Annotated in this window: 24 protein-coding genes; 13 read left to right on the forward strand and 11 right to left on the reverse strand. The window is 56.6% G+C overall.

The window, feature by feature from the left end:
• Positions 1–225: 225 nt before the first annotated feature.
• Positions 226–1,422, forward strand: a complete 1,197-nt coding sequence (locus tag BJP35_RS00540) for an NAD(P)/FAD-dependent oxidoreductase (RefSeq protein ID WP_032670504.1) — start codon at positions 226–228, stop codon at positions 1,420–1,422.
• Positions 1,423–1,454: 32 nt separating this feature from the next.
• Here BJP35_RS00540 and BJP35_RS00545 read toward each other — a convergent pair whose 3' ends face one another.
• Positions 1,455–2,393, reverse strand: coding sequence for an NAD(P)-dependent oxidoreductase (locus tag BJP35_RS00545; RefSeq protein ID WP_063215123.1), 939 nt, complete (start codon positions 2,391–2,393; stop codon positions 1,455–1,457).
• Positions 2,393–3,085: an RraA family protein gene (locus tag BJP35_RS00550; protein WP_047954794.1), complete on the reverse strand. Its 693-nt coding sequence runs from the start codon at positions 3,083–3,085 to the stop codon at positions 2,393–2,395. Before BJP35_RS00550 ends, BJP35_RS00545 begins: the two co-directional genes overlap by 1 nt.
• Positions 3,086–3,254: 169 nt before the next feature.
• On the opposite strand from BJP35_RS00550, the gene BJP35_RS00555 reads away from it, so the two are divergent.
• Entirely contained in the window at positions 3,255–3,992 is a 738-nt protein-coding gene (locus tag BJP35_RS00555) for an IclR family transcriptional regulator (protein ID WP_020884507.1), read from the forward strand.
• A 37-nt stretch (positions 3,993–4,029) separates the two neighbouring features.
• Here the strand turns inward: BJP35_RS00555 and BJP35_RS00560 are convergent, their stop codons facing one another.
• Positions 4,030–5,364, reverse strand: a complete 1,335-nt coding sequence (locus BJP35_RS00560; RefSeq protein WP_086462853.1) for an MFS transporter — start codon at positions 5,362–5,364, stop codon at positions 4,030–4,032.
• Positions 5,365–5,698: 334 nt separating this feature from the next.
• Here BJP35_RS00560 and BJP35_RS00565 point away from each other — a divergent pair, with 334 nt between their 5' ends.
• The gene (locus BJP35_RS00565; protein ID WP_020884509.1) at positions 5,699–6,097 is read left to right on the forward strand and encodes a potassium channel family protein; all 399 of its coding nucleotides are present in this window, start codon (positions 5,699–5,701) and stop codon (positions 6,095–6,097) included.
• A gap of 165 nt (positions 6,098–6,262) precedes the next feature.
• On the forward strand, positions 6,263–7,291 hold the full coding sequence (locus BJP35_RS00570; protein ID WP_025202820.1) for a TerC/Alx family metal homeostasis membrane protein: 1,029 nt from the start codon (positions 6,263–6,265) through the stop codon (positions 7,289–7,291).
• A gap of 45 nt (positions 7,292–7,336) precedes the next feature.
• Here the strand turns inward: BJP35_RS00570 and BJP35_RS00575 are convergent, their stop codons facing one another.
• Positions 7,337–7,999, reverse strand: a complete 663-nt coding sequence (locus tag BJP35_RS00575; RefSeq protein WP_014172059.1) for an HAD family hydrolase — start codon at positions 7,997–7,999, stop codon at positions 7,337–7,339.
• 240 nt (positions 8,000–8,239) lie between these two features.
• Here BJP35_RS00575 and BJP35_RS00580 point away from each other — a divergent pair, with 240 nt between their 5' ends.
• On the forward strand, positions 8,240–8,767 hold the full coding sequence (locus BJP35_RS00580) for an NlpC/P60 family protein (RefSeq protein ID WP_047742632.1): 528 nt from the start codon (positions 8,240–8,242) through the stop codon (positions 8,765–8,767).
• A gap of 4 nt (positions 8,768–8,771) precedes the next feature.
• Here the strand turns inward: BJP35_RS00580 and BJP35_RS00585 are convergent, their stop codons facing one another.
• Together BJP35_RS00585 and BJP35_RS00590 are read right to left on the reverse strand one after the other, a co-directional pair.
• Positions 8,772–9,566, reverse strand: coding sequence for an SDR family NAD(P)-dependent oxidoreductase (locus BJP35_RS00585; protein ID WP_025202822.1), 795 nt, complete (start codon positions 9,564–9,566; stop codon positions 8,772–8,774).
• Positions 9,567–9,599: 33 nt separating this feature from the next.
• Positions 9,600–10,481 carry a LysR family transcriptional regulator gene (locus tag BJP35_RS00590; RefSeq protein ID WP_086462854.1) on the reverse strand — a complete coding sequence of 294 codons (882 nt, stop codon included), beginning with the start codon at positions 10,479–10,481 and terminating at the stop codon, positions 9,600–9,602.
• Positions 10,482–10,580: 99 nt separating this feature from the next.
• On the opposite strand from BJP35_RS00590, the gene BJP35_RS00595 reads away from it, so the two are divergent.
• From BJP35_RS00595 to arnF, 8 genes are all read left to right on the forward strand, one after another.
• On the forward strand, positions 10,581–11,087 hold the full coding sequence (locus tag BJP35_RS00595; protein ID WP_020884514.1) for a phenolic acid decarboxylase: 507 nt from the start codon (positions 10,581–10,583) through the stop codon (positions 11,085–11,087).
• A gap of 322 nt (positions 11,088–11,409) precedes the next feature.
• The gene (arnB, locus tag BJP35_RS00600) at positions 11,410–12,549 is read left to right on the forward strand and encodes a UDP-4-amino-4-deoxy-L-arabinose aminotransferase (RefSeq protein WP_068795390.1); all 1,140 of its coding nucleotides are present in this window, start codon (positions 11,410–11,412) and stop codon (positions 12,547–12,549) included.
• Between the two features lies 1 nt (position 12,550).
• Positions 12,551–13,534 (forward strand): undecaprenyl-phosphate 4-deoxy-4-formamido-L-arabinose transferase, encoded by a 984-nt coding sequence (arnC, locus tag BJP35_RS00605; protein WP_020884516.1) that lies wholly within the window; start codon positions 12,551–12,553, stop codon positions 13,532–13,534.
• Positions 13,531–15,513: a bifunctional UDP-4-amino-4-deoxy-L-arabinose formyltransferase/UDP-glucuronic acid oxidase ArnA gene (gene arnA, locus BJP35_RS00610; protein WP_025202824.1), complete on the forward strand. Its 1,983-nt coding sequence runs from the start codon at positions 13,531–13,533 to the stop codon at positions 15,511–15,513. The genes arnC and arnA overlap by 4 nt, the downstream gene beginning before the upstream one ends.
• Positions 15,510–16,412, forward strand: coding sequence for a 4-deoxy-4-formamido-L-arabinose-phosphoundecaprenol deformylase (gene arnD, locus BJP35_RS00615; protein ID WP_020884517.1), 903 nt, complete (start codon positions 15,510–15,512; stop codon positions 16,410–16,412). Before arnA ends, arnD begins: the two co-directional genes overlap by 4 nt.
• Positions 16,409–18,064 (forward strand): lipid IV(A) 4-amino-4-deoxy-L-arabinosyltransferase, encoded by a 1,656-nt coding sequence (arnT, locus tag BJP35_RS00620; RefSeq protein ID WP_047742624.1) that lies wholly within the window; start codon positions 16,409–16,411, stop codon positions 18,062–18,064. Before arnD ends, arnT begins: the two co-directional genes overlap by 4 nt.
• Positions 18,061–18,399 carry a 4-amino-4-deoxy-L-arabinose-phosphoundecaprenol flippase subunit ArnE gene (gene arnE / locus BJP35_RS00625; RefSeq protein WP_014172049.1) on the forward strand — a complete coding sequence of 113 codons (339 nt, stop codon included), beginning with the start codon at positions 18,061–18,063 and terminating at the stop codon, positions 18,397–18,399. The genes arnT and arnE overlap by 4 nt, the downstream gene beginning before the upstream one ends.
• Positions 18,396–18,800, forward strand: coding sequence for a 4-amino-4-deoxy-L-arabinose-phosphoundecaprenol flippase subunit ArnF (gene arnF / locus BJP35_RS00630; protein ID WP_020884519.1), 405 nt, complete (start codon positions 18,396–18,398; stop codon positions 18,798–18,800). Before arnE ends, arnF begins: the two co-directional genes overlap by 4 nt.
• Here arnF and acpT read toward each other — a convergent pair.
• The 5 genes from acpT to BJP35_RS00655 are packed head-to-tail and all read right to left on the reverse strand — an operon-like array spanning position 18,757 to position 22,946.
• Entirely contained in the window at positions 18,757–19,350 is a 594-nt protein-coding gene (gene acpT, locus BJP35_RS00635) for a 4'-phosphopantetheinyl transferase AcpT (protein WP_025202827.1), read from the reverse strand. The genes arnF and acpT overlap by 44 nt on opposite strands.
• 2 nt (positions 19,351–19,352) lie before the next feature.
• Positions 19,353–20,582, reverse strand: coding sequence for a beta-ketoacyl-ACP synthase (locus tag BJP35_RS00640; protein WP_020884520.1), 1,230 nt, complete (start codon positions 20,580–20,582; stop codon positions 19,353–19,355).
• Positions 20,579–21,310, reverse strand: a complete 732-nt coding sequence (locus BJP35_RS00645) for a 3-ketoacyl-ACP reductase FabG2 (protein WP_020884521.1) — start codon at positions 21,308–21,310, stop codon at positions 20,579–20,581. The genes BJP35_RS00640 and BJP35_RS00645 overlap by 4 nt, the downstream gene beginning before the upstream one ends.
• Complete coding sequence (locus BJP35_RS00650; protein WP_025202828.1) at positions 21,307–21,780, reverse strand: 3-hydroxy-fatty acyl-ACP dehydratase; 474 nt, start codon at positions 21,778–21,780, stop codon at positions 21,307–21,309. The genes BJP35_RS00645 and BJP35_RS00650 overlap by 4 nt, the downstream gene beginning before the upstream one ends.
• Complete coding sequence (locus BJP35_RS00655) at positions 21,777–22,946, reverse strand: beta-ketoacyl-[acyl-carrier-protein] synthase family protein (RefSeq protein WP_047742622.1); 1,170 nt, start codon at positions 22,944–22,946, stop codon at positions 21,777–21,779. The genes BJP35_RS00650 and BJP35_RS00655 overlap by 4 nt, the downstream gene beginning before the upstream one ends.
• Between the last annotated feature and the right edge of the window lies 1 nt (position 22,947).

The following is a 22,947-nucleotide window of genomic DNA, read 5'->3' on the forward strand; positions in this document are numbered from 1 at the left end:
CGTTACGCCATTTTGAGGACATGAACGCGGCGCATTATCCAGGACAAATGCGCGGCGGGCAAAGTGAAATATAGCTTTTTTTTGATATAACTTCGGCTTTGTTGGCGTTAGGTAAAGAAATATATTTTATATTTCAAGTATATGACTGATATCTCGGTTAATTACGCTGGTGTGACCACAGAGGAAACTTTACAATCCGCGGCAGTTAACGAAGAGGATTTTGACGTGGAAAGGTTTGATGCCGTGGTAATTGGCGCCGGTGCGGCGGGTATGTTTTGTGCGGCGATGGCCGGACAGGCGGGTCGTCGCGTGCTGTTGCTGGATAACGGTAAAAAGCCAGGACGTAAAATTCTGATGTCCGGTGGCGGGCGCTGCAACTTTACAAATCTCTATGTTGAACCCGCAGCTTATCTGAGCCAGAACCGTCATTTTTGCAAATCGGCCCTGGCGCGTTACACCCAGTGGGACTTTATCGACCTGGTGGGTAAGCACGGTATCGCATGGCATGAGAAGACGCTGGGCCAGCTGTTCTGTGATGACTCCGCCCAGCAGATTGTCGATATGCTGGTGGCCGAGTGCGAGAAGGGCGGCGTGGTGATGCGCCTGCGCACGGAAGTGCTGGAGGTGTCCCGCGATGAGCAGGGCTACACGCTGCAGTTAAACGGGGAAAGCGTCAGCGCCGATAACCTGGTGATTGCCAGCGGTGGCCTCTCCATGCCGGGGCTCGGTGCTTCACCATTCGGCTACAAGATTGCCGAACAGTTTGGCCTGAACGTGCTGCCCACCCGTGCGGGGCTGGTACCGTTCACCCTGCATAAGCCCCTGCTGGAACAGCTCCAGACGCTTTCTGGCGTCTCGGTGCCGTCGGTCATTACGGCTGAAGACGGTACGGTGTTCCGTGAAAACCTGCTGTTTACCCACCGTGGTCTTTCCGGCCCGGCGGTACTGCAAATCTCCAGCTACTGGCAGCCGGGGGAGTTTGTCACGGTTAACCTGATACCCGATTGCGACCTGGAGGCTTTCCTCAACGAGCAACGCGCGGCGCACCCGAATCAAAGCCTGAAAAACACGCTGGCCATGCAGTTGCCAAAACGTCTGGTGGAATGTTTGCAGGTGCTGGGTCAGATCCCCGATGTGTCGCTCAAGCAGCTTAACAGCCGCGAACAGGAGGTGCTGGTTGAGACGCTGACAGCCTGGCGGGTGCAGCCCAACGGCACCGAAGGCTACCGCACGGCGGAAGTGACGCTTGGTGGGGTCGACACCCATGAACTCTCCTCACGCACCATGGAAGCGCGCAACGTGCCGGGGCTCTATTTTATTGGTGAGGTGATGGATGTAACCGGCTGGCTCGGCGGATACAATTTCCAGTGGGCATGGGCAAGTGCCTGGGCGTGCGCTCAGGCGCTGGCAGAAGACAAGTGACATAAGAGCACTGCCACTCGTCACAGATGGCTTTACGGGCTGACGGTGGTTACGTCTGTTACAGCAAGAATATTGCTCGCGGCCACTGTCCCCATCTTGATATATGACGCTGCGGTAACGCCGCCAATATGCGGTGAAATAACCACGTTTTCTACGGACTGCCAGAGGTGCGGCGCCGTCAGCGGCTCGTGGGTAAAGCTGTCCAGCGCTGCGCTGTGCAGCGTGCCATCCCTGAGCGCCGCCAGTAACGATTCATCGTCGATCAGTCCGCCGCGTGCCGTATTTACCAGAATTGCGTTCCGCTTGCAGTGTGCGAGCGTCTGGCTATTGATCATCCCCCGATTCTCATCGGTCAGCGGACAGTGCAAAGAGATGACATCGGAGCGGGAAAGAAGTCCATTCAGCGTTTCTGCGCGTTCACACAGGGCAGGCATGGACTTAGCATAGGGATCGTAAGCCAGCACCTTCATGCCGAATGCGTGGCCAATATGTGCCACACGCGAGCCGATAGCACCCAATCCGATGAGCCCTAACGTTAAGCCCTCCAGTTCAATGGATTTATGCGTTGCCTTATCCCAGTGCCCGTCTCGCAGGCGCTTGTCCAGAGGTACCACCGACTTTGCGCAGGCGAGGATCTGCGCCCAGGTATGTTCAGCCACTGCCGCCGCGTTTGCACCTGGCGCAGCGCGGACGGCGATGTTGCGCTCGGACGCTGCCGTCTGGTCTATCACATCGATCCCGCTTCCGTGCTTGGAAATAACCTGAAGAGCTGGGGCGGCATCCATGACTTTCGCGGTAATCTTGCCGTAACGTACCAGAATCGCCACAGGATTGTGTCGTTCACACAGCGCGATCAGTTCATCTTCTGTGGGCTGGCGGCCCGCAAACACCACCTCAAAGCCCTGCAACATCACCATGGCCTGCTCCGCCAGGTCGCTTCCGGTAACCAGAACTACGTCTTTGCCCCCCATCACAGCGTCTCCCCTTCATCTAACATACCTGCCTTACGAAGCGCGTCATCAAGCCAGTGTGGACGTAAATCGCCTTCACGGATGGCGGCAAGGCGTCGGGTCTCCATCTCCAGCTTTCCTTTTGCCAGCGCGATAACTTCCTGAACCTCATCGCGCGGGATGACTACCACGCCGTCGATATCCGCGACAACCAGATCCCCGGCCTGAACCGTCGCCCCGGCGACTGAAATGGGATGATTAACCCGACCAGAAATTAGCTTTGTCGGGCCGCAGGGGTTCAGACCGGCAGAAAAGACAGGGTAGTGACCTTTGCTCAAGGTATCGGCGTCTCGTACAGCGCCGTCAATAATAATGCCCGCAATGCCGCTCGCCTGAGCCTGAGTGGCCATGATTTCCCCAAGCAGCGCGCAGCTCAGGTCGCCTTTGCCATCGACGATCAGGACATCGCCGGGCTGCGCCACCGCCATCGCGGCATGAATCGCCAGATTATCACCCGGACGGACTTCAACGGTGATGGCCGGACCCGCAACGGACATGTGTGGAGCCAGCGGTTTGATGCGGCCATGAAGCGTACCGCGGCGACCGGCCACGTCGGCCAGAATAGCGGCCTGATACTCGGCAGCCCGACGAACGTCCTCGGCAGAAACGCGATCAAACTGGCGATTAATCGGTTTTTTTTCAGTAACGGACATGAATGCCTCCATATTGTTTTACTAAGTACAATGCAGGTGTACAGTGCAAAACAACTATAGCGGTGTTGCTTTCCTTTTAGCCAGACCCGAGATGGCGTTTGTGATGTAAATACGAAGTGACTCACAAAATTTGAGGTACACTCACTGCCGGGCTAACAAGGAGATAATGATGGGGAATGAAGGCGTTGTAGCGGTTGAAAAAGCGCTGGCTTTACTGGATTGCTTCCGTCCTGGAGATGAGAGCCTGACGCTGACCGCGCTAGCACAGCTATCGGGTTATCACAAAACCACGGTTTACCGCTTGATGAATTCTCTTGAACGGATGAATTACGTCGTCAGGCATGAAGACGGCAATTATGCGCTGGGCCCACGTCTGCTTTACCTCGGCAAGCTGTATGAACAATCTTTCCATCTTTCCCGAGTGGTTCAGCCAGAGCTTCAGGCCTTATCCCTGGCGTCTCAGGAGAGTGCCAGCTGGTATGTGCTGGAGGGAGGGCAGCGGCTTTGCCTGTTTCGCGCTGAAGCGTCGCATGGCCTGCGACACAGCAATCTTCCCGGTAGCCAGTTTCCGCTCGATAATTCGGCCATCAGTAAGGTATTACGCCATTGGGGGCTCAATGAGAGCCTGCCGGAGGGAGACGCTGAACTCCCATTCTACACGTCAGGCGCACGCGATCCCCACACCGCTGCGTTTGCGATGCCTGTCTTCGGCGTTCACGACAAGCTGGTTGCGGCGTTAGCCCTGACCGGCCCCATCTCACGGCTGACGGAAGATCGTCGTGAGAAGGAGATAGGTCAGTTGATGAAGGCGGCAGCAAGCCGTCTGTCGCAGAAAATGGGAGCCAGTAAGCTCTTCTGTCAGCAGTTTTTTGGGGAGACGAGCGATACGGCGGAAGAACATCTTTAAATGCAGAAGCGGGACAATTGTCCCGCTTCTGTCAACGCTAATGCGTGACCTGTTTTTCGTGTAGCTGAGCGTTGCGGGCCTGTCGGCCCATAATGAGCACCGCTATCCCCCCGGCCACGCACAGCGCGGCCAGCGGAAGCATCGCCAGCGTGTAGCTGCCCGTCCGCTCATTGATAATGCCGTACGCGTTTACCACCCCCGCCCCGCCTATCAGGTTTGCGATGGCGCCAATCGCGGCCAGTCCCGCCGCCGCTGAAGTACTGCTCATCCAACCGGACGCCAGCGCCCAGAAAGGCCCTTTCATTGAATAGGCGCCTATCAGCATAATGCTGAGGATAACGATCGTGGCAGACAGCGAAACGCTCACAAAGGCGGCGAACACGCCGGCGGCAATTATGAATAGCGTGAGTGCGGTATGCCAGCGGCGTTCGTTGGTACGATCGGAATTCCGTCCCCATACAATCATGAGAACAGATGCCAGACCGTAAGGAATGGCGTTAAGCAGACCTGTCTCAAGATTATCGAGATGGAAGGATTTCAGCAGTTGAGGAGACCAGACGCTGATGGTGGTACCCGCGGACGATGCACCCGCGTAAATCAGCGCCATCAGCCAGATTTGGCGATGCTTTAGCAACTGCCAGGTGGTCTGGTGTCCGATATTCTTTTGCTGATTGCGCTCGGTTTCCAGCGTGGTTTCCAGCCATTGTTTCTGTTCACTGCTAAGCCAGCTCGCCTGATGAGGGCGATCCCGGAGAATAAACCAGGCGGCAATACCCAGCAGCACCGCCGGCAAGCCTTCAATAATGAACAGCAGATGCCAGCCGCGAAGACCCAGCCAGCCATCCAGTGACAGTATCAACCCGGAAAGCGGGGAGCCAATGAAGTTAGCGAGCGGGATGGCGACCATAAAGGACGCAATAATGCGTGCGCGGTAGCGGGACGGGATCCACCAGGTCAGATACAGCACGACGCCCGGGAAGAAGCCCGCCTCTGCAGCACCGAGAAGAAAACGGACGATATAGAGCGACGTGGTGTTCTGCACCAGGGACATACACATGGAGACGATGCCCCAACTGATCATAATGCGCGGGATCCACAGACGGGCGCCGACTTTCTGCATGGCCAGGTTGCTGGGTACTTCAAACAGAAAATAGGCCACGAAATAAAGACTGCTGGCGAAGCCAAATGCAGCTTTGCTGAGGCCAAGGTCCTCATTCATCTGCAGCGAAGCCATGCCGATATTCCCGCGATCGATAATGGAGACCAGGTAACTGACAATCAGAAACGGGAGAATACGCCAGATCACCTTCCGCATCGTCTCTCTTTCTATGTCCTCGGTGGCGGTAGCACCGTTACGTAAATGTTCTGTCATTGTGTCCTCGCAGGGTATGTTCTTTGTTTTATTGGGTACAACTGAGTTTTATTAAACAAAACCACTATAGCGACGGCGCGTTCTTTTTATCCAGTTAATGGAAGGTTTAAATGATGTAAATAAGAGGTGACTCACAGATAGTGCGCTCCAGATATATCGCTCATAGCAGTCGAACCAGCCGCAAAGAGGAGACTCTATAAGGGTGATAATCACGCAGCGCAATTATTGCACCAACTTTTTTCCTCCGATCCGCTAAGCTTCGACCAGGCCAGACAACTCCAGGTGCCCCGCTGCGTTCGCGGGGTCATTTTTCTTCCCGGTCAGAGCACCTTTCATGCAGCTACTCAGCATCATTATTTTGCTTACCCTTACGGTGGTCATCCATTCGCTGTGGATGTTTTGCGTTTTAAAATTCATTAACTTAGAGGTCGACTCTGCGGTGCGTGTGGTTTTGCGTAATGTCGGGATCGTTATCTCCATGATCTTCGCCCATCTTCTTGAAGCCGGTCTGTTCGCCGGGTTTTATTTTGTTATTGATGCGTTTAACGACTGGAACACCAGCTTCTACTTTTCGCTGGTCAGTTACGCCACGGTGGGATACGGCGATGTCACGTTGCCTCAGCACTGGCGGCTGATTGGGGGCGTGGAAGGTCTGGTCGGCGCCTTGATGGTGGGCTGGTCAGTGGCGGTTCTGGTGGCCGTACTGCAGCGTTTGCGCGGCATGAGCGCCTAAACGGCAGATGCGCGACCCCATGGAGTGCGGTAAAGTACCTCTCTTTGCCGGGCCTGAAAGGCCGCGGCTTTAAGGGTTAAAGGCTGGTAAACAGCCTGCCCCTTTCCGTTCCTGGTTTACGCCAGTTTGCATGGTGTTGTGTTTTGTCTGCCAAAAGGGTTGTGTATGTCTGCTGCTCATCTCGGTTTCCCGACTGAAACCGTTGTTGTCTTTGTAGTGATGGCCGTCGGGGCGATGTTTATCGACCTCTTTATGCACCGTCACGATAAACCGATCTCGCTGAAAAGCGCTGCCATGTGGTCCCTCTTCTGGGTCATGATGGCCATGGCTTTCGCCGGGTTCCTGTATGTTCACCACGGCGCAGAGATGGCGAGCCTGTTCCTCACCGGTTACGCGCTGGAAGAGGTGCTCTCCGTCGATAACCTGTTTGTGATGATGGCGATTTTTGCCTGGTTCGGCGTGCCGGATAAATATCGTCACCGCGTCCTCTACTGGGGCGTGCTGGGGGCGATTGTTTTCCGCGGTATCTTTGTGGCCATTGGTACCAGCCTGTTAAGTCTGGGGCCTTACGTCGAGGTTATCTTCGCGCTGGTCGTCGGCTGGACGGCGGTGATGATGCTCAGACGCAATGAAGAGAGTGACGAGGTTGAAGATTACTCCGGCCATCTGGCTTACCGTCTGGTGAAACGCTTCTATCCTGTCTGGCCTAAAATCAGCAGCAATGCCTTTATTCTGACCCAGAAAGAGGTGGACGCGGAGCTGGAGAAACCTGAAAACCAGGACGTAACGGTTGGACGCGTGAAGAAGGCGAAACGCTACGCAACGCCGCTGTTGCTTTGCGTGGCGGTCGTGGAACTCTCTGATGTGATGTTCGCGTTTGACTCCGTGCCGGCCATTATTGCCGTCAGCCGTGAGCCGCTTATTATTTACAGCGCAATGATGTTTGCCATCCTCGGCTTGCGTACGCTCTACTTCGTGCTGGAAGCGCTGAAGCAGTATCTGGTGCATCTGGAGAAAGCGGTGGTGCTGCTGCTGTTCTTCGTGGCGTTCAAGCTCGGATTAAATGCCACCGATCACTTCTGGCACCACGGTTACAGCATTGGTGCCACGGCAAGCCTGTTTGTGGTGCTTGGCGTGCTGGCGCTGGGGATTATCACCAGCGTGATGTTCCCGGGGAAGAAAGAAGCCCATTAAAAGCAAAACGGCAACCTTTGGTTGCCGTTTTCGGGTAGACAGTGTCTAACACTTAATCGGTGAATGTCGACGCTTGCGCGGTGGATGGAAGTGCCGCCAGTGTGCATCCTGCGCCGCCGCCAGCAGTTCATGGTCGCCGCGGGTATCGCCCCACGCGCGCAGGTGGTAGCTATTCAGATCGCCATACACTTTTTCCAGCCTCGCCACCTTCTGGGCACAGCGGCAGTTGTTGCCGGTGATACGCCCGGTCAGCTTGCCGTCTTTCACTTCCAGCTGCGTGCCAATCAGCTTAATCCCCAGCTTGTCAGCCCACGGCTGGAGCACCAGCGCCGGAGAGGCGGAGCAGATGGTCACTTCCGCACCGGAATTCACCTCTGCGGCGACGGCCAGTACGCCGGCAGGGCGCATCAGCTTGTCCCAGTATTTTTCGCAAAACGCTTCCGCCTGCTGCCGTAGCCAGTGTTCATCCACGCCCGTCAGGAACGTTTTAATCAGCACTTCCTTCAGCTCATCGCGCGTCAGCTTACGACGCACGCAGTGCAGCGTGGGTAAGGCCATACGCACCAGGCGGCCCGCGAAGTAACGTTTACCAAAGGCAAAACGCAGGAAAGGGATAAAGCTGTCGTGGTGCGTCAGTGTTCCATCAAAGTCGAAGACGGAGAGCACGTTGGATTTGGCCACGGCCTCGTCGGCAATCATATTGGTCATAAATACGTCTTAGCTAAAATACACATTCTGTTGATTAGTTTACCTGCTTTACCCTGTCTGTCCTTCTGTCTTGAGCATTTTTTTCGCGATCTTGCGATCGGAAAGTGAGTCCATTTTTGGTCTCAATAATAATTGGTTGAAAAGCGAGCTGTCTATATTATCGCCACATTGAGCGCTATTTCGGGGGAACGTTGGCCCCCACCGGTAAGGAAAATATCCACTCACTGAATCTATTTTGATATGACGTTTAGATCGCTTATTTCAATCCTCTCGTTAAGTCTGGCTTCGTTTTCGGCATTGAGTTTTCAACTACCGGCGTCGATGCTGTCAATGAACCGCGAGCTTGCCCTTTCTCCGGCAAAATCCGTGCTGCTGCACCAGGAAACAGGACCACTGCGTACCCGGATCCTTGATCAATACCAGAAGTGGAAAGGCACCCACTATCAGTGGGGCGGGACCACGCATCGGGGCGTGGACTGCTCCGCGCTGATGCAGCATCTGTTCAGCGATGCGGCCCACCTTAATCTGCCGCGCACGACGGGCGAACAGATCCATCGTGGTGTGAAGGTGGCGCAATACCGTCTGAAGGCGGGGGATTTGGTCTTCTTTCAGACCGGTCCAGACCGAAGGCACGTGGGCGTGTACATCGGCAATAGCCAGTTTATTCATGCCTCACGCAGCCAGGGCGTAACCGTTTCAACCCTGACTGATGACTACTGGCAGACGCACTATATTACTGCCCGACGGGTCACAGACCGTTCTGTCTGAGGGATCAGATGATGTCATCCACCACGCCGCCATCGACGCGCAGTGCCGCGCCCGAGGTGGCGGAGGCCTGGGGCGAGCAGACATACACCACCATATTGGCGACTTCTTCCACCGTCGCGGCACGCTGGATAACCGAGCTCGGGCGGTGAGTCATCACAAACTCTTTCGCCAGTTCCTCCAGCGATTTGCCGGTTCTCTCGATCTCGTCTTTCATCATGCCGGCAAAACCGTCTGAAAGGGTGGGGCCGGGCAATACGCTGTTCACCGTGACCCCGCTTCCCGCCACGAACTTCGCCAGCCCGCGAGCGAGCGACAGCTGCGCCGTTTTGGTCACGCCATAGTGGATCATGTCCGCCGGAATATTGCAGGCCGACTCGGACGAAATAAACACCACGCGTCCCCAGCCTTTCTGCACCATACCCGGCAGCAGTGCACGGGAGATACGCACGCCGGACATCACGTTTGTCTGCCAGTAACGCTCCCAGGTGTCATCATCGGTGCCATAAAAATCCTGCTGGCCGTAAATGCCGGCGTTGTTGACCAGGATGTCGACGTGGGTCGCTACGTTCAGCAGCGATTCCACCCCTTCAGCCGTGCTGAGGTCGGCAATCGCGGCGCGTACCTGCACCCCAGGCACAACCTGTTGTAGCTGCTGGATACCTTTATTCACAGACTCCGTGCTACGGCCATTGATGATCACTTCCGCACCGCTTTCAGCCAGCCCTCGGGCTATGGCGAAGCCGATCCCGCCGGTAGAGGCGGTCACCAGCGCGACTTTCCCCGTAAAATCGATCTTCATCATCTGCTCCTTATCGTGTTTAACGTTCGGACCTTAAAGCGTAGCAGGTGAGGATGGCGGCTCCTGGCTAAAAAGGCGCAGCAGGGTCTCAACCTGTTCATCCAGCGGGCCGAGGGAGCGTTTCACAATCAGGTGCAGCGGCGTAGCCCGGCGTGCGCCATGGCTAAGCGGCAGGCGTTTAAGCACCCCCAGATCAAGCTGGGTCTGAATACGCTCCTCTGGCAGCCAGCCATAGCCGACCTGGGACATCACCGCCTCTATGGCTGCGTCAATGGTGGAAAAGGTCCACGACTCACCGACCGCACGCGCGGCGGTCTGGCTGTCGGCTATCTGAATGAGTGGCCACGGGCGCAGCATATCGTCGTTAAGCGGCGCGTCGAGGCTAAAGAGGGGATGTTGATGATGCGCCACGGCAACAAAGTCGATATTCATCAGCCATTCGCCAAGACCGGTTATGTCCTGGCGGCGGGTTAACACCATCACGTCGGCTTCATCATTAATGACATCGGTGCGGCTATTTTCCAGCACTTCGGTGAGGCGGACCTGCGTTTGCGGATACAGCTGCTGGAACTGACGCAAAATAGCAAACAGGCGTCGGCGCGGGAAAATGCTGTCCACCACCAGATCTAACCGCGTGCGCATTCCGTTACGCAGGCTTGCCGCACGGGTCTCAACATAGGCGAAGGCTTTCAGCAACGGTTTAACCTGGTTGAGCAGGAGTTCGCCGGCCGGGGTCAAGACAGCCCGCCGCCCCTCAGGCACCAGCAGCGCCACGCCCAGCCGCTCCTGCAGCAGCGACAGGTTATAGCTGACCGAGGACTGGCTGCGGTTGGTCTCTTCCGCTGCTTTGGCAAAGCTACCTGCCTCGACCACTCTTTCCAGTAATGACCATTGTTCAAGCGTCGTCTTATGCATGATTAATCTAAAATTTGGATGAATTTGATTCAAACATAGCGTTATTCATTCATTTTTTGAAGGGGTACGATCGTCTCATCAAAACAAAGGAGACACATTATGAACACCTTCGACAAACATGACTTAAGCGGCTTCGTCGGCAAACACCTTGTATATACCTACGATAATGGCTGGAACTACGAGATTTATGTCAAAAATGAAACCACCCTTGATTACCGTATTCACAGCGGGATTGTGGCGAACCGTTGGGTGAAAGATCAGCAGGCTTATATTGTTCGCGTAGGGGAGAGCATCTATAAAATTTCCTGGACAGAACCAACCGGTACCGACGTGAGCCTGATTGCAAACCTGGGTGACAAACTGTTCCACGGCACCATCTTCTTCCCACGTTGGGTGATCAACAATCCAGAAAAAACCGTCTGCTTCCAGAACGATCATATTCCATTGATGAATGCGTATCGTGATGCGGGTCCGGCATACCCCACTGAAGTCATTGATGAATTTGCGACGATCACCTTTGTTCGCGACTGTGGGGCGAATAATGAAAGCGTTATTGCCTGTGCGGCGAGCGAGTTACCAAAAAACTTTCCTGATAATTTAAAATAAGCGCGACAATTAACTAAAAAGAAAAGTTCCCGGCTATTTATTCTTTTAAAAGAAATAGCCGGGATTTTTTTTGTTTGTTGATGTTATGTTTAAAAAATTGCAGGCAAAGGTCGAGTTTGATCACACAATAAATAATTCATAATAATTTAACTCTTTGTATTTTAAGTGGTTAATTGGTGGGCAAAGTGAATGGAATGTCTTTCTTAATTTTTCCCTAAGAAATGTTAGCTACCTTGATATAAGTTTATGGTTCGTTGAAATAAACGAGCCGGCATTTGGTTAATATCAAAAGCGTGCCATTCTTATTTCAAGGAAATTAATGATGAGTGATTTTTTGCCTTTTTCCCGGCCGTCCATGGGTAGCGAGGAATTAGCGGCGTTGCAGGAGGTATTAACCTCCGGCTGGATCACCACAGGACCGAAAAATCAGGCGCTTGAAGAGGCATTCTGTCAGCTAACCGGGAATCAACATGCGATTGCCGTCAGCTCAGCGACCGCGGGAATGCATGTCACGCTGATGGCGCTGGGTATTGGTCCAGGCGATGAAGTGATCACCCCCTCTCTGACCTGGGTATCCACACTGAATATGATTGTGCTGCTGGGCGCAACCCCGGTGATGATTGATGTGGACCGGGATACGTTGATGGTCACGCCGGATGCGGTCGACGCCGCCATTACGCCGCGCACAAAAGCGATTGTTCCGGTTCATTATGCCGGCGCGCCGTGTGACATCGACGCCATTCGCGCCATCGGGGAGCGTCACGGTATCGCAGTCATTGAAGATGCGGCGCATGCAGCCGGCACGTACTACCACTCGCGTCACGTGGGCTGGCAGGGCACCGCGATTTTCTCATTCCACGCCATTAAAAACATGACCTGCGCCGAAGGCGGGTTAGTGGTCACGGACGATGCGCAACTGGCGCAGCGGATCCGTAGCCTGAAATTCCACGGCCTGGGTGTGGATGCCTACGACCGCCAGACGCACGGTCGTGCGCCGCAGGCAGAAGTTATCACGCCCGGCTTCAAATACAACCTGGCGGATATCAACGCCGCGCTGGCGCTGGTGCAGTTGGGCAAACTGAAAGAGGCCAACGCACGACGTCATGACATTGCTGAACGCTATCTGCGCGAGCTTGCCGATACGCCGTTCCAGCCGCTGCGTATTCCTTCATGGCCGCACGTCCACGCCTGGCATCTGTTCATCATTCGCGTGGATGAAGCCCGCTGCGGGATTTCTCGCGACAACCTGATGGCAGCCCTGAAGGAAAAAGGCATTGGCACCGGCCTGCATTTCCGCGCGGCGCACACGCAAAAATACTACCGCGAGCGTTTTCCTGATGTATCGCTCCCGAATTCTGAATGGAATAGCGCGCGTATTTGTTCTCTCCCCCTTTTCCCGGACATGACTCATGACGACACAACCCGCGTCATTACCGCGCTCCATCAGCTTGCAGGAAATTGATATGTTCAGCGCACCGCCTGTACAAAAAGTTTCTGTGGTTATCCCCGTTTACAACGAACAGGAGAGCCTGCCCGAACTGATCAGCCGCACGACGGCCGCCTGCGACACGCTCGGCAAAGCCTATGAAATACTGCTGGTGGATGATGGCAGTAGCGATAATTCCGCGCTGATGCTGACCGAAGCCGCGCAGGCCGAGGGCAGCCATATTGTTGCCGTGCTGCTTAACCGTAACTACGGCCAGCACTCCGCTATTATGGCCGGGTTCAGCCACGTGACGGGCGATCTGATTATTACGCTTGATGCCGATCTGCAAAACCCGCCGGAAGAGATCCCGCGTCTGGTTGCAAAGGCCGATGAAGGGTACGACGTGGTCGGCACGGTGCGGCAAAACCGTCAGGACAGCCTGTTCCGTAAGCTGGCTTCCCGCACAATCAACCGTTTGATCCAGCGGACCACCGGCAAAGCGATGGGCGATTATGGCTGCATGCTGCGCGCCTACCGCCGCCATATTGTCGACGCCATGCTGCACTGCCATGAACGCAGCACGTTTATTCCCATTCTCGCGAACACCTTTGCCCGTAAGGCGACGGAAATCCCGGTACTGCACGCCGAGCGCGAGCACGGGGAGTCGAAGTACAGCTTTATGCGTCTCATCAACCTGATGTACGACCTTATCACCTGCCTGACCACCACGCCGCTGCGCCTGTTGAGCGTTTTCGGCAGCATCATTGCCGTGTTCGGCTTCGCGCTCTCCGTGCTGCTGGTGTTACTCCGCCTGATCTACGGTCCCCAGTGGGCGGCGGAAGGGGTCTTCATGCTCTTTGCCGTGCTGTTTATGTTCATCGGCGCCCAGTTTGTCGGGATGGGCCTGCTCGGGGAATACATTGGCCGTATTTATAACGATGTTCGCGCACGTCCGCGCTACTTTATTCAACGTGTTGTCCGCCAGGAACACAAAGCATCTCAAGAGGAAATTCACCCATGAAAGCTGTTGTCTTTGCCTATCACGATATGGGGTGTGCGGGCACGCTGGCCCTGCTGGAAGCGGGCTATGAAATCGCTGCAATCTTCACGCATCCGGACACGGCCGGAGAGAATAACTTCTTTGGCTCGGTGGCGCGTATCGCCGCAGAGCGCGGTATTCCGGTTTACGCCCCGGACGATGTCAACCATCCGCTGTGGGTGGACCGCATCCGGGCGCTCGCGCCTGATGCCATCTTCTCATTCTATTATCGCAACCTGATTTGCGATGAGATTTTAAGTCTGGCCGCAAAAGGGGCATTTAATCTTCACGGCTCTTTGCTGCCCGCCTACCGTGGCCGCGCACCGCTGAACTGGGTGCTGGTGAACGGCGAAACGGAAACCGGCGTCACTCTGCACCGTATGGTGCATCGCGCAGATGCCGGTGCCATCATCGCGCAGCAGCGCGTGGTTATCGACGCGGATGAAACTGCGCTGCAGCTTCATCAGAAGCTCTGCACCGTAGCGCAAAGCCTGCTACGTGATGTGTTGCCGGCGATCCTTAACGGCACCTTCAGCGAAACCGCGCAGGATGAGAGCCAGTCGAGCTGTTTTGGCCGTCGCCGGCCAGAAGATGGTCGCCTGGACTGGAACAAGCCGGCTCGTCAGTTGCACAACCTGGTGCGTGCCGTTACCGACCCCTGGCCGGGGGCGTACAGCTTTGCCGGCGTGAGTAAATTTATCGTCTGGAAATCCCGCGTACGCGACGACATTCCTGCCGCCAAACCGGGCACCGTTGTCTCGGCTTCCCCGCTGATTGTCAGCTGCGGCGAGCAGGCGCTGGAGATCGTGACCGGGCAAACCGATAACGGCGTTTACGTTCAGGGCGCGCAACTGGCTCAGTCTCTGGGGCTGGTCACTGGCGCACTGATCACCAGCGCACCAGTTGTGGCCATCAAACGCCGCACCCGCGTGCTGATCCTCGGCGTCAACGGCTTTATCGGCAACCACCTGACCGAGCGTCTGCTGAAAGACGATAACTACGAAATTTATGGTCTGGATATCGGTGCTGATGCCATCAGTCGTTTCCTCGACAACCCGCGTTTCCACTTTGTGGAAGGGGATATCAGCATTCACTCCGAGTGGATTGAATATCACATTAAAAAATGTGACGTGGTGCTGCCGCTGGTGGCGATTGCCACGCCGATTGAGTACACCCGTAACCCGCTGCGCGTGTTCGAGCTGGACTTCGAAGAGAACCTGAAGATCATCCGCGACTGTGTGAAATACGACAAGCGCATCATCTTCCCGTCCACTTCTGAAGTGTACGGCATGTGTACTGACAAAAACTTCGACGAAGATACCTCTAACCTGGTCGTCGGGCCGATCAACAAACAGCGCTGGATTTATTCCGTCTCCAAGCAGCTGCTCGACCGCGTGATCTGGGCCTACGGTGAGAAAGCGGGTCTGCGCTTTACGCTGTTCCGTCCGTTTAACTGGATGGGGCCACGTCTGGATAACCTTAACGCGGCGCGTATCGGCAGCTCACGTGCCATCACCCAGCTGATCCTGAACCTGGTGGAAGGCTCGCCCATCAAGCTTATCGAAGGCGGTAAACAAAAACGCTGCTTTACGGATATCAGCGACGGTATCGAGGCGCTGTTCCGCATCATCGAAAACAAAGAGGGTCGCTGCAACGGAGAGATCATCAACATCGGTAACCCGGATAACGAAGCGAGCATTCGCGAGCTGGCTGAGATGCTGCTGGCAAGCTTTGAACGTCATCCGCTACGCGATCGCTTCCCGCCGTTTGCCGGGTTCCGTGAAGTGGAAAGCAGCAGCTACTACGGTAAAGGTTATCAGGACGTTGAGCACCGGAAACCCAGCATTCGTAATGCGAAACGCTGCCTGAACTGGACACCGACGGTGAAGATGGATCAGACCATTGATGAAACGCTCGATTTCTTCCTGCGCACCGTGGAGCTGTCGGAACAGGTCTCATGAGAAAAGTCGGTTTACGCATTGATGTCGACACCTTCAGGGGGACGCGTGACGGCGTACCCAAACTGCTGGAACTGCTGAGCAAGCACAACGTGCGCTCATCCATTTTCTTCAGCGTGGGGCCTGACAATATGGGACGTCATTTATGGCGTCTGGTTAAACCGGCATTTCTGTTCAAAATGCTGCGCTCACGCGCAGCCTCTCTCTACGGCTGGGATATTTTGCTGGCCGGAACCGCATGGCCCGGCAGGCGCATTGGCGCGGGTAACGAAGCCGTTATCCGCGACGCGGCACAGCACCATGAGGTTGGACTGCATGCCTGGGATCACCATGCCTGGCAGGCCTGGGCTGGCGTCTGGGATATTCCACGCCTGTCGCGTGAAGTTGAGCGCGGCATGCTGGAGCTGGAGGCCATTACCGGTCAGACGATTCGCTGCTCCGCCGTGGCGGGATGGCGTGCCGACCAACGCGTGGTGAAAGCCAAAGAACCCTTCGCGTTTCGCTACAACAGCGATTGCCGCGGCACCGGGCCTTTTTTGCCGCTCATCGGGGAGAATCGCCTGGGGACGGTGCAAATCCCGGTCACGCTTCCCACCTGGGATGAAGTGGTTGGGCGCGAGGTCAGTGCCGGAGGGTTCAATCGCTATATTCTGGACTGCATTCATCGCGACACCGGTACGCCCGTCTATACCATCCACGCGGAAGTGGAAGGGATTGCGTATCAGCATGATTTCGATGCACTGTTGACGATGGCCGCTCAGGAGGGCATTCAGTTTTGTCCATTGAGCGAATTGCTGCCAGAGGATCTTAGCGTCCTGCCCGTGGGCAAAATTGTGCGTAATGAACTGGCTGGCCGGGAAGGCTGGCTTGGCTACCAACAAACCGTGAGTCCGGTATCATGAAAGCAGCCCGTTATGGCTTAGCGCTTCTCGCACTGTTTATCGTTTACTACCTCATTCCGATCGATATCCGCCTGCTGTGGCAGCCTGATGAAACGCGCTATGCGGAAATCAGCCGCGAAATGCTGGCGTCAGGAGACTGGATTGTCCCGCATTTTCTGGGGCTGCGTTACTTTGAAAAGCCGATTGCGGGCTACTGGATCAACAGTATCGGACAACTGCTGTTTGGGCATACTAACTTTGCCGTGCGCGCCGGCGCCATATTCTCAACCGGGTTGACGGCTCTGCTGGTGATCTGGATGGCGTGGCGCCTGTGGCGGGATAAGCGCGTTGCCATTTTTTCCGGCCTTATCTTCCTGACCCTGTTCCTGGTGTATGGCATTGGTACGTACGCCGTGCTGGATCCCATCATTACCCTGTGGCTGGTGGCCGCTATGTGCAGCTTCTGGCTGGCCTCGCAGGCTGAAACCGTGACCGGAAAAGCGGGTGGCTACGTGCTGCTCGGGCTTGCCTGCGGCATGGGGGTGATGACCAAAGGATTCCTGGCGCTGGCGGTGCCGGTGATAGGCGTGCTGCCGTGGGTGATTGCGCAGAAGCGCTGGAAAGAGGTGCTGATCTTTGGCTGGCTGGCCATCGTGAGCTGTGTGCTGATCGTCCTGCCCTGGGCGCTGGCCATTGCGCATCGAGAGCCTGATTTCTGGCGCTACTTCTTCTGGGTTGAGCATATTCAGCGCTTTGCCCAGAGCGATGCTCAGCACAAGGCGCCGTTCTGGTACTACCTGCCGTTCCTGCTGGCCGGCAGTCTGCCGTGGCTGGCGCTGTTGCCCGGCGCATTTCGGCTGGGCTGGCGCGAAAGAGACAACACGGGCGGTGGCTTTTATCTGCTTGGATGGGTCGTGATGCCGCTGCTGTTCTTCAGCATTGCCAAAGGCAAACTGCCAACCTACATCCTGCCGTGTTTTGCTCCGCTGGCTATCCTGATGGCGCGCTATGCCTGCATCGCGGCGGACAAAGGGGCCAGAGCGTTACGCATTAACGGCGGGATTAACCTGGCGTTTGGTGTGATTGGCGTGGTGGCGGCGCTGGTGGTCTCGCCGTGGGGGGTTGCTAAGCATCCGGTCTGGACATCCGTTGAGCTGTATAAAGTCTTCTGCGCGGTGCTGGCGTTTCTCGTCTGGGCGGCTGTCGGCTGGTTTACCGTGCGGCAAAGCGCGCAGCGCTGGTGGCTGGCGGCGTTGTGTCCTGCTGGCGTGGCGCTGCTGATTGGGTTTGCCATTCCTAACCTGGTGGTAGATTCCAAACAGCCGCAGTCGCTGGTGGATACCATCCGTGACCCGCTTCAGAGCAGCCGGTTTGTGCTGGCGAACAATGTTGGCGTGGCCTCTGGGCTGGCGTGGGAGCTTAAGCGTAATGACATCATTCTGTTTGGTCAGAGCGGCGAGCTGAGCTACGGGCTAGCGTACCCGGATGTGAAAGACCGGTTTGTCGAGAAAGATAATTTTGCGCAGTGGCTGGCAACGCATCGCCAGCAGGGGGGCGTGTCACTGGTGATCCTGCTGTCAAAACACGACGATATTAAGCGGGCTCATCTGCCAGAACCGGACAGCCTGTATATTCAGGGCCGTCTGGCCTGGCTGCAGTATTTACCGCAATGACGACCTGGCTCTGGTTGATACTGGCAAGCCTGCTGACCTGCGCAGGGCAGCTGTGTCAGAAGCAGGCCACCCGTCCGGCGAAAGCCGGGCGGCGTGGCGCGCATATTATGCTGTGGCTGGGCCTGGCATTGCTGGCACTGGGCAGCGGCATGCTGGTCTGGCTGGTGGTCCTGCAGCGCCTGCCTGTCGGCGTTGCCTACCCTATGCTGAGCCTCAATTTTGTCTGGGTGACCCTGGCGGCGAAAGCATTCTGGCATGAAAAAGTCGCGTTGCATCACTGGCTGGGCGTCGGGTTCATCATCATCGGCATTGTTATCCTCGGAGGAAGCCTGTGAGAGGAACATTCTGGGCGTTATGCAGCGTAATGCTGGTCAGCGCGGCGCAGCTGCTGCTGCGCTATGCCATGCAGGCCCTGCCACCAGTCAGCGAGCTTGATGCGTTTGTCTCCGCGCTCTGGCACTTCTCATCCGGTACTGGCGCGCTGCTGCTGGGACTCATGGGGTATGTGGCCTCGATGGGCTGCTGGTATCTGGCTTTGCATCGCATGGCGCTCAGCAAAGCGTATGCCTTGCTGAGCCTCAGTTACATTCTGGTGTGGGCCGCGGCCATTTTGTTGCCCGGCTGGAACGAACACTTTTCCTGGCACGGGCTGGCGGGGGTCGGGATGATTATTCTCGGCGTGCTGGTGATTTTTATGCCACGGACATCCCGTGGTGAGCAATCGTCCCGGCGGTAAGGGTATAAGGCGTTGAGGTGCAGACGGCAAGACTGAGCGAGCCGAACTGGAGCTGGCTTACCGAATGCGTCTGCGACGTGCTGTCGATGCTGACAATCTGCCAGGCGCTGCCGCCTCGCTGCTTCACGATGGCCTCTTTACGCGTCCAGATCCCCCAGAAAGCAGAAAGCTTTGTCTCCGGGTCTTCGCGCTCCAGCTCCGCATGTTCCGCCACGCTGAAGACGGCGTTAGCCAGCGCCTGCCAGTTTTCACGTGGGCGGATAACTTCGATATCACATCCCACTTCGCCTTCGTCGCTCAGCAGCAGCGCGATATTATCGCCGCTGTGACTCAGGTTAAACCAGAAGGGCTGCGCATCCACGAAGGCCGGCTTCCCTTGCTCACCATAGACGATCTCGGGTAACGGAGAAGGAGAAAGCGTTTTGGCGAGCAGGGTTCTCCCCGCCAGCCAGGATGCATTTCGTGCACCCGCAGGTGCCATATGTGCAAGCGTCGACGCCAGCGGGTCTGCGCTCAGGGTGGAGATCTTTCCCAGTATAAACTGGTACATAGTTACGCCCAGCGTTTGATGATTATCGACGTGTTGATGCCGCCAAATGCGAAGTTATTGCTTTGTAGATACTCGCAGTCAATCTGACGGGCTTCACCCATAATATAATCTAAAGCACCACATTGCTCATCCGGTTGTCTTAAATTGAGCGTCGGGGCAAACCAGCCCTCACGCATCATCTGCAGACTCATCCAGGCTTCCAATGCCCCACAGGCGCCTAACGTGTGGCCAAAATAGCTCTTCAGCGACGAAATTGGCACGTTGTCGCCAAAGATGGCGGCGGTGGCCTGGCTTTCGGCGATATCACCGCGATCGGTGGCGGTACCGTGCGCGGAGATGTACCCCATGTCCCGCGCGCTTAACCCTGCTAACGCCAGCGACTGCTCCATACAAATTTGCATGGTGTCACGTTGTGGCTGGGTGATATGGGCTGCATCACAGTTGGTGGCGAAGCCAACGATCTCGCCATAGATAGTTGCACCGCGTGCTCTGGCATGCTCAAGCTCTTCCAGAATCAGGGTGCCTGCGCCTTCCCCAATGACCAGACCATCACGCTGCGTATCAAATGGCGAAGGGGTGGTTTTCGGCGCATCGTTGCGCTGGCTGGTCGCGAATAAGGTGTCAAATACCGCCGCCTCTGACGGACAAAGCTCCTCTGCTCCGCCTGCGACCATCACGGTCTGATAACCGTGACGAATGGCTTCCCAGGCGTAGCCAATGGCCTGACTGCCCGACGTACAGGCACTCGACGTCGGAATAACGCGACCCCGAAGGCCAAAGAACAGGCCGGTATTCACCGCGGTCGTGTGCGGCATCATCTGCACATAGGTCGTACCGGTGATGTTGTGGGTGTGTTTTTCGGTGAGCATGGTGGCGAATTCGCTGACCGGCCCGGTACTGCCTGTGGAGGAGCCATAGGCGATACCGGTTTGGCCATTCGTGAGCACCGCCTCGCCAATCAGCCCCGCCTGCTCCAGCGCCAGCTCGGTGGCGCGGGTCGACATCAACGACACGCGGCCCATGGCGCGAATACGCTTGCGGGTATAGTGTTCCGGCAGGGTGAAATCATCAATCGGCGCGCCCAGCAGGGTGTGGAGGCCATCGTAAACCTGCCACTCCGGCATTTTGCGTACCGCGTTGTCATACGCCAGCAGCCTGCGGGAAACGGATTGCCAGTCCTCACCGAAGGCGGTAACGCCGCCCATACCGGTAATCACCACGCGACGCGTCATAGCATTCCTCCGTTGATGGAAATGACCTGGCGGGTAACGTAGCCTGCAATATCTGACATCAAATAGCTGGCAAGTCCTGCAACCTCTTCGGCCTGGCCCATCCGTTTCATGGGAATGATGGACATTGCCTCTTTCAGCGCAGCCTCTTCCATTTCAATCATGCCGGTATCAATCAGTCCCGGCGCAATGCAGTTCACGGTGATGTTGCGTTTTGCCAGCTCAATTGCCAGTGCTTTGGTCGCGCCAATAATGCCCGCTTTTGCCGCGCTGTAGTTCACCTGACCGCGGTTGCCCATCATGCCGGACACGGAGGATAAGGTGATAATGCGCCCCCCTTTTCGGGTGGCGATCATCGGCATAATGCAGGGTTGAATAACGTTATAAAAACTGTCGAGATTGGTATGGATGACGCTGTCCCAGTCGTCTTCGCTGAGGGCCGGAAACGCACCGTCGCGGGTGATACCGGCATTACTGACCACGCCATACCATGCGCCGTGGGCCTCGATATTCTGCTCCAGCACGTCACGGCACTGTTCGCGGTTACCTGCATCGAAAGAGAGCAGGCGACCCTGACCGCCCGCCTGTGTGATGGTATCCAGCGTCGCCTGCGCGCCTGCGGCGTCACGGTGGTAATGTACGCCTACGGTAAACCCGTCAGCGGCAAGCTGGCAGGCGATGGCACGACCAATGCCTTTGCTGGCCCCGGTGACCAGTACGGAACGACTCATGCGTGGGATCCCTGATTAAAAAGCGATGTTAATTCTTCTGCGCTCGGCTGGAAGGTATTGACCCGGCCCGTGGCCAGCGTCTCCTCACCGGAGGAGATCGTACATTCAAAACTGCCGAAGCGTTCATCCTGCATCAGCAGTCTGACGGTGATGTCCAGCGTCGCGTCTTTTGCGAAACGTCCACTGGCGCAGACCAACTCGCGCGCACCCAGCACCATGCCCAGCGCAATATGATCTTGCCCTTTCTGCTGGCGATGCCAGCCTGACCAGACGCCAACGGTCTGCGCCATCAGTTCGAGCGCGTACCAGCCAGGCAAATCGCCCTCGGCATTCAAAAAGGGCGCCAGTACGCTTTGGCCGTTGACCGCGACACGGCATACGGCGGAATCGTCGGTGACGCGTTCAACGGATCCCAGCAGCATCATTGGCGCATCGTGCGGCAGATAGTCGACGGGTGATAAGTAGCTCATGACACTCTCCCCAACAGGATGCTGGCATTGTTGCCACCAAACGCGAACGAGTTAGATAAAATGACCGGTTTTTTCAGCGCGGTACTCTGGTGCAGCACGCCGCACGGCGACAGCGTCTCGTCCAGTGCGTAGCGGGCGAAATCCTGTGGGGGTAACGGCAGGTCACGCGTCAGAATAAGCCAGCTCAACGCCGCTTCGGTGATACCGGCAGCGCCCAGCGTATGGCCGGTAAGGTGTTTGGTAGAACTGCAGGGCACGTTTTCTCCAAAGAGGTCGTGTACCACGTGTGATTCAATCTGATCGTTGAGCGGTGTGGCGGTGCCGTGCAGGTTGATATAGCCAATATCCTCAGGCTGCAGACCCGCGTCATTGAGCGCCTGGGTAATGGCGCGAATGGCGCCTTCACCCTGCGGATGCGGCGCCGAAATATGGTAAGCATCGCTGGACTCGCCTGTTCCCAGCAGCGCGACCCCGGCGGGTTCACGGCTCAACACCATCAGCGCAGCGGCTTCACCAATGGTGATACCCCGACGGTCGCGGCCAAACGGCTCGCAGAGCGTTGGGGAAAGCGATTCCAGACTGTGAAAGCCATTGACGGGCATCCTGCTCAGGGTATCTGCGCCGCCCACAATGGCAATATCCACCAGCCCGGCGTCAATCAGACGCCGGCCGCTGATAATTGCCCGCGCGCTGGAGGAGCAGGCGGTCGAGAGGGTATATGCCGGGCCCTCGAGCTGTAACCAGTTTGCAAGAAAGCGGGACGGATCGCCCAGCTCCTGTTGCGGATACTGCCACCGGGTGCTGGCTTCGCCGTTGAGCGTTAATCGTACGTGCTCATCCCCTTCATCGAGGCCGGAGGTGCTGGTACCCAAAACCACGGCCACGCGGTCGCGGCCGACCCGGGTAATCGCGTCGTCAACGGTGGATTGAATCTGTGCCAGCGCGGCCAGCAGCAGCTGGTTATTGCGGGTGCGGTGCGCGGACAGGGTATCCGGAATGGACGGCAATTCACCTTCCACGCCACCCAGCACGGCGTCGGGTGCATCCTGCAACCAGCCGGACCGACAATGCATGCCAGGGGCTACGCCTGCCGTCAGGTTAGCGGCAATCTCATCCAGCGAGTTACCCAGCGCGTTGACCATGCCAACAGCAGAAATGTAAATCATC

Source organism: Enterobacter sp. J49 (genome assembly GCF_002148625.1).
Classification (GTDB): domain Bacteria; phylum Pseudomonadota; class Gammaproteobacteria; order Enterobacterales; family Enterobacteriaceae; genus Enterobacter; species Enterobacter ludwigii.